Annotated in this window: 4 protein-coding genes; 1 reads left to right on the forward strand and 3 read right to left on the reverse strand. The window is 65.6% G+C overall.

The features are described 5' to 3' along the window. Positions 1-129: 129 nt before the first annotated feature. Genes AB0F17_RS66220 through AB0F17_RS66230 form a run of 3 tightly spaced genes read right to left on the reverse strand, consistent with a single transcriptional unit; the run spans position 130 to position 4,087 of the window. A complete protein-coding gene (locus AB0F17_RS66220) occupies positions 130-1,254 on the reverse strand; it encodes a TniB family NTP-binding protein (RefSeq protein ID WP_358047783.1) in 1,125 nt (374 codons plus the stop codon). Further along, positions 1,251-3,347 (reverse strand): hypothetical protein, encoded by a 2,097-nt coding sequence (locus AB0F17_RS66225; RefSeq protein WP_358047785.1) that lies wholly within the window; start codon positions 3,345-3,347, stop codon positions 1,251-1,253. The genes AB0F17_RS66220 and AB0F17_RS66225 overlap by 4 nt, the downstream gene beginning before the upstream one ends. A gap of 8 nt (positions 3,348-3,355) precedes the next feature. After that, a complete protein-coding gene (locus AB0F17_RS66230; protein WP_358047787.1) occupies positions 3,356-4,087 on the reverse strand; it encodes a TnsA-like heteromeric transposase endonuclease subunit in 732 nt (243 codons plus the stop codon). A 243-nt stretch (positions 4,088-4,330) separates the two neighbouring features. Here AB0F17_RS66230 and AB0F17_RS66235 point away from each other — a divergent pair, with 243 nt between their 5' ends. Next, positions 4,331-4,699: a hypothetical protein gene (locus AB0F17_RS66235; protein WP_358047789.1), complete on the forward strand. Its 369-nt coding sequence runs from the start codon at positions 4,331-4,333 to the stop codon at positions 4,697-4,699. Positions 4,700-4,867 lie beyond the last annotated feature (168 nt).

Raw genomic sequence — 4,867 nt, forward strand, 5'->3', positions numbered from 1 at the left:
AGGGTGGGCCGGCTGCGATGAACAGGTCGCGCGCGTTGATGGCACTGCGCCGGGCCAGCGCGCCCAGCCATGAGTCCAGCGCCTCACCTGGCAGCCGGAGCACCCGGATCGGTAGGCTGCGCGGCGCGTTCACCGCGCCGCTTTTCGGGATCCGGCGGTTTTGGTGGTCTTGCGCCCGGAACGGAACAGATCCTCCCACTCCGCGCGAACCCGTTCGGCGGCTTCGTCGAGCTTGACCTTGGCCAGCAGTTCGTTGGTCAATCGTTCCTCGCCGGTGCGGATCGCGCGTTGGCAGCCGCGCCGGATCAGGGTCATCAGGGAGCCGATGTGTCCGGTGCTGCGAGCCCAGAGATCATCACTCAGGTCGTCGGCCAGCATGCCTGGATACTTGTCGGCCAGCACGAGTCGCTGCTCCAGGCTCAGCAGTAGGCGCCGCCACTGCGCTCGTTGGACCTCGTCGTCTATCTTGAACGGCTCCAGCCCCAGCCGGGTGACCCGCCGCTCCAACTGAGGGTCCAGATAGAGGCCTTTTCCTCGCAGGTCATAGCCGATGAACAGCAGCATGACCGGGAACTCGTTGGCGATGAATTTGAAGTGGTTGCTCAGTTCCACCCCCGACTGGCTCCGGAACCGAAGAAACTGCAGGTCATCAATTATCAGGAGTCGGGTTTCGCAGGAAATGACGCAGTCGAGCGCACGATAGGCGAACATGTTCGCGGTGCCGCTATTGCGGCCGGCGTGCGCGAAGAATTCCAGCATCGCCCAGCTGAAGTCCTTCATCCCGGTGTCGCCGGTCATCCCGACCCGGCAGACCGGCCAGCGTTCGTGTCCGGCCTTGGTGAACCGGCCGTGCTCGGCGATGAGCCGGTTGTGCACGTCCCGGGCGAAGGCCAGCGCGGCAGTCGTCTTGCCCAGCCCGGGAAAGGCATCCAGCGCGGCCGCGCCCTTCGCCTCCTGGCCACCCTGGTCGAGACAGGAGTCGAAGATGTCGTTCAGGTCCTCGTGCAGGAGATCGACCTGCTGGGTCCGGACTGGGCGTAGGTTCGCGTGCCAGCGGCGGCGCTGCCTGTTGTGTTCGGCCAGTGCATCCTCGCTCAGCGCCTTCATCTGGGGAGTAGTCAGGTTCTGCGGGGGCGTCAAGGCGGAGGTTTCGGCGAAGGCGGCGAACCCTTCCTTCTTGGTCAGGGTCAGGTTGTCCAACGGCAGGTCCCGCCACTGACGGTCCTCGGCTGCAGCACGTTGGCGGCGGCTCACAGCTCCTCCAGCGCGTCGGCGTAGAAAGCGTCTGCGTCGAAGTCCTCCAACGACCCGTCGCTGTGGTCGGCTCCGGCATCGTCCGCGAAGTCGGCGGCATCGTCGACGCCGGCCAGGCACTCAGCTGGCGGCGCCGGTGCCTGCGGTGCGGGCAGCTCGTCGAGTTCGATCCCGAACGCGACCTGGTCCCGGGCCATCCGCAGTGCCATGCGCCGTTCGGCCAACGTCATGGCGAAGCCCAGATTCCAGCGCTCCAGCAGTTCCTCGACCACCAGCCGCTCGCTGGCGTAGGAGTGCCGGGCTGCGACCAGTTTCCAGCCGTAGCGGTGGGCGTCCCTGCTCATCGGCATGTCCAGCCCGGGCGCGTGCTCCCAGATCAGGACATGCCAACGCCTTTCCAGGTCTCGAAAGTAGATACGGGTGATGTCGTCGGGGTTGACCTGGAATGGCCAGAGCCCGCCTCGGTAGGGGCTGGGCCGTGCGTCATGGTAGAGGCCGTCGCCGTTGTAGCGGCAGCCGTCGATCTCTACCCCGTAGGGCTGGATCGTCCTCCACTCGGTCTCCAGGAACTCCAGTGCCAGATAGGGATCCCGCGGCACCTCGATGTAGCCGGCGCGGGCCATCCCGTGCTCGAACATCTGCGCCGGTGACATCCGCAGGCCCGGGATGCTCGGTTCCACCAGGCTGGTGTGCGGAGCGCGGTGGTAGTCGGCGGCGACCCACTGCCGGATCTTGTCGGCGAGCTCGTCCAGGAAGAAGAACGCCTCATCCTCCGGCCTCACACCGCGCGAGAAGATGTCCGGGCCCTTGTAACCCGGCAGCGCGTGCAGCAGATCCTGTCGCAGCGTCTTGAAGAACCGCTCGATCGGTCCCTTGTCCCGGCCCGTGCGGAGCCGAACGGGCTGGATCGATATCCCCATCCGGGCGCAGACGCTGGTCAAATGCTCCGACACGAAGATCTTTCCATGGTCCACCACGATCGTCTCCGGAGCCAGCGCGGGCCCCGCCCGGCGGGCCAGCGGCCCGTCGAGCGCGTCCTGGTCGACCAGCACCGATCGAGGGATGCCGTGTTCGGGCCAGACAGCCTGGGCCGGCCAGTGTGGGAGCACCTTTGGTGGACGGTATGCCTGGAAGAGCACCGCCGCTGCGTCCACGGCCTTGGTGGACACCGGTGTCAGGCGCAACCCGGTGATGCAGCGTGAGTACCAGTCCATGGCGACCGTGAGCTCGCAGTTCACCCAGCGGAGCGTCATCGGGTCCAAGGCGAAGACGTCCAGTCGCGTGGTGTCCATCAGCAGGTACTCGCCCGGTCTGGTGGGCCGCAGCTTGCCGTAGGTGCCCTTCGGTCGCGCCGCGATGTCGCGGTTGCGCTTGGTGCTCAGCCGGAACGTGGGGTGCTGCTTCTCCAGTTCCTCTAACGCCTCATAACCTTTGCTCCGGCCTGGGATCTCGACGACGCCCTCACCGAACCGGGCGATCACTCGCGCCCGGGCCCGATCCAGGACCGTCTTGCGCATCAGCTGGGCCTGGTCCAGGTGCTCGACCATCACCTCAACCGCAATTTCCACCCAGCGCGGATCACAGCGCTCCAACACCGGCGACTGAACGCGGACGGCGGGTGCCAGCCCTGCCTCCCCACCGTGCTGGAAATCGTGTACCCAGCGCTCGACCGTACGCGCCTCCACCTCAAGCTCAGCAGCCTTCGCCGCATAGCGCGCCATGAACGGCAAGGCGGGGTCGTATTCCGGGCGAGGCTCCCCAGGGCGGGCCAACTCCGCGCTGCCGGACTTGTAGCCGGTGCGGACCTCGCGGACATGTCCGGCCCGCTCCACCAGCCGCTGCCGCTCAGCGGGGCTGAGCCGCGACAGAACGACCGAGGCCACGTCTTCGTCGTCTGCCGACGATGGCCCTGGACCGTCAGGAACGACGCGAGCCCGCTCGGAAAGCAGCAGCTCTTTCGCCGCGACCCGCAGCATCCGCCCGAGCCGGTCCTTCAAGACCACCTGGTTGCCGACCGCGGTGGCGACCATCTCGATGACCTCGACTGCCTCGCCGTCATAGACCAGCCGGCTGCCGACACTCAGACGCACCACGCCACCGCTCATCGCGCGCACCGCACGACATGGCCGCCACTGAGCGGACGCTCCAGTTCGGTGACCAGGCGTCCGGACCACAGCAGGTGGAAGACCGCGGCGCGGACAAGCCGTGAATCCCAGCCCGCAACCGCGCCGAACGCTTCCTCCAAGGTCGCGCCGTCCAGATTGGCGCGGCCCAGTGCGGTGAGAAGGTCTGCATCAAACAGCCAGTCTCTGCGGTAACCCGCCAGGAAGCGGATGTTGCTCATCTCCGCTGTTGGCGGTTCGCTCCATATTTGGTAGCCCCACCCACGCGCTTCCATCACAGCCCGGCACCATTCAAAAGTGAAAGCCACCTCGGGACGCGATAGCCGGTGTGCCGGCTTGACGTCAACCACCACCAGACCGGCCTCCGTAAGCAGCAGGAAATCGGGAACGTGCCGACGGGTTGCCCCATCAGCACGGACCGTTATCAGGAACGGCTGCGCGAGTATTCGCGACACTCCCGGATCGAAGTCGGCATATAACAGCCGAGCCAGCTCCAGCCGGGACTCGTAGATCACATGCGCACGTTCAGTCGCTGACCAATAGGTGCCCGAATAGTGCTTTTGTCCCAAGTGCCAGCGGAACGTTCGCCATGGTCCGCCAGGCAGCAACTGCTCGGCCAATACCTCGCTGGCACCGCAGTGCACCACTTCGGTGCCGTTCCGGTCCTTGGCCTGGATGGTCGCCGAGGCTACCAAGTCATCCTCGGACACCAATCGCCTCCGGGGCATCACTCGCAACAAGGGCATCGAGCTTGCCAGGCCAGCCTGGCCCCAGCATCGGCCGCATGTCTTCAGATCGTGAAAACTGGCCCTCTGCGGCGGTAGAGGAGTGAGCCCTTTTCATCCTCGTTCGCCAGGCGCCTTGGTAGAGCCGATGTGGCGCTGCCGGGAAGCGGCTGTTCTTCTCTACCCGTTGGCCGACACCGACGCTGAAAGTGCGCCAGGCTTAGGGACATGATCACCAACAAGGTGCTGGATGACGCGGTACTCGCCGTGCAGGGTGACATGGGCGTGACCGGTGTCGCCGGACGACTCGGCTTCGACATCCCGGAGTGGGACGAGCACGGTTACCTTCGCGTCGAATACAAGGGTCGATACTCCAGCCAAGGACTACGTGCTGACGAAGAGCATGAACCGGTTGCCACCCTCGTACTGATCGCCGACCTGGCCCAAGCGGTGATCGCCGAGCAGGATGGGAAGGCCTGGCCGACCTGCCCGGCACACTCCTTCGGGCTGCATCCGGAACAGGTGGGCGGGGCAGCGCTCTGGACCTGCAAAGGCGGTGGCGGGCACGCGGTGGCCGCTATCGGAGAGCTGGAGTGATGGGCTAGACACTGGGACCCACGATCATGTTGTGATCAGCGCCCTTTACCGTCGGGGATGAAAAGGGTTCAGTGATACCTCTGACCTGCCGGTCCGCGTCGGCATGTCGAATCCGACATTTAACTGACACGGAGACGCGGATTTCGACAGCGAAACGCGGATCCTACA

It is taken from the genome of Nonomuraea sp. NPDC026600, assembly GCF_040638335.1.
GTDB lineage: Bacteria > Actinomycetota > Actinomycetes > Streptosporangiales > Streptosporangiaceae > Nonomuraea.

Coding starts and splice junctions, on each gene's coding strand:
- AB0F17_RS66235 (WP_358047789.1), top strand. CDS start 4,331: ATGATCACCAACAAGGTGCTGGATGACGCGGTACTCGCCGTGCAGGGT.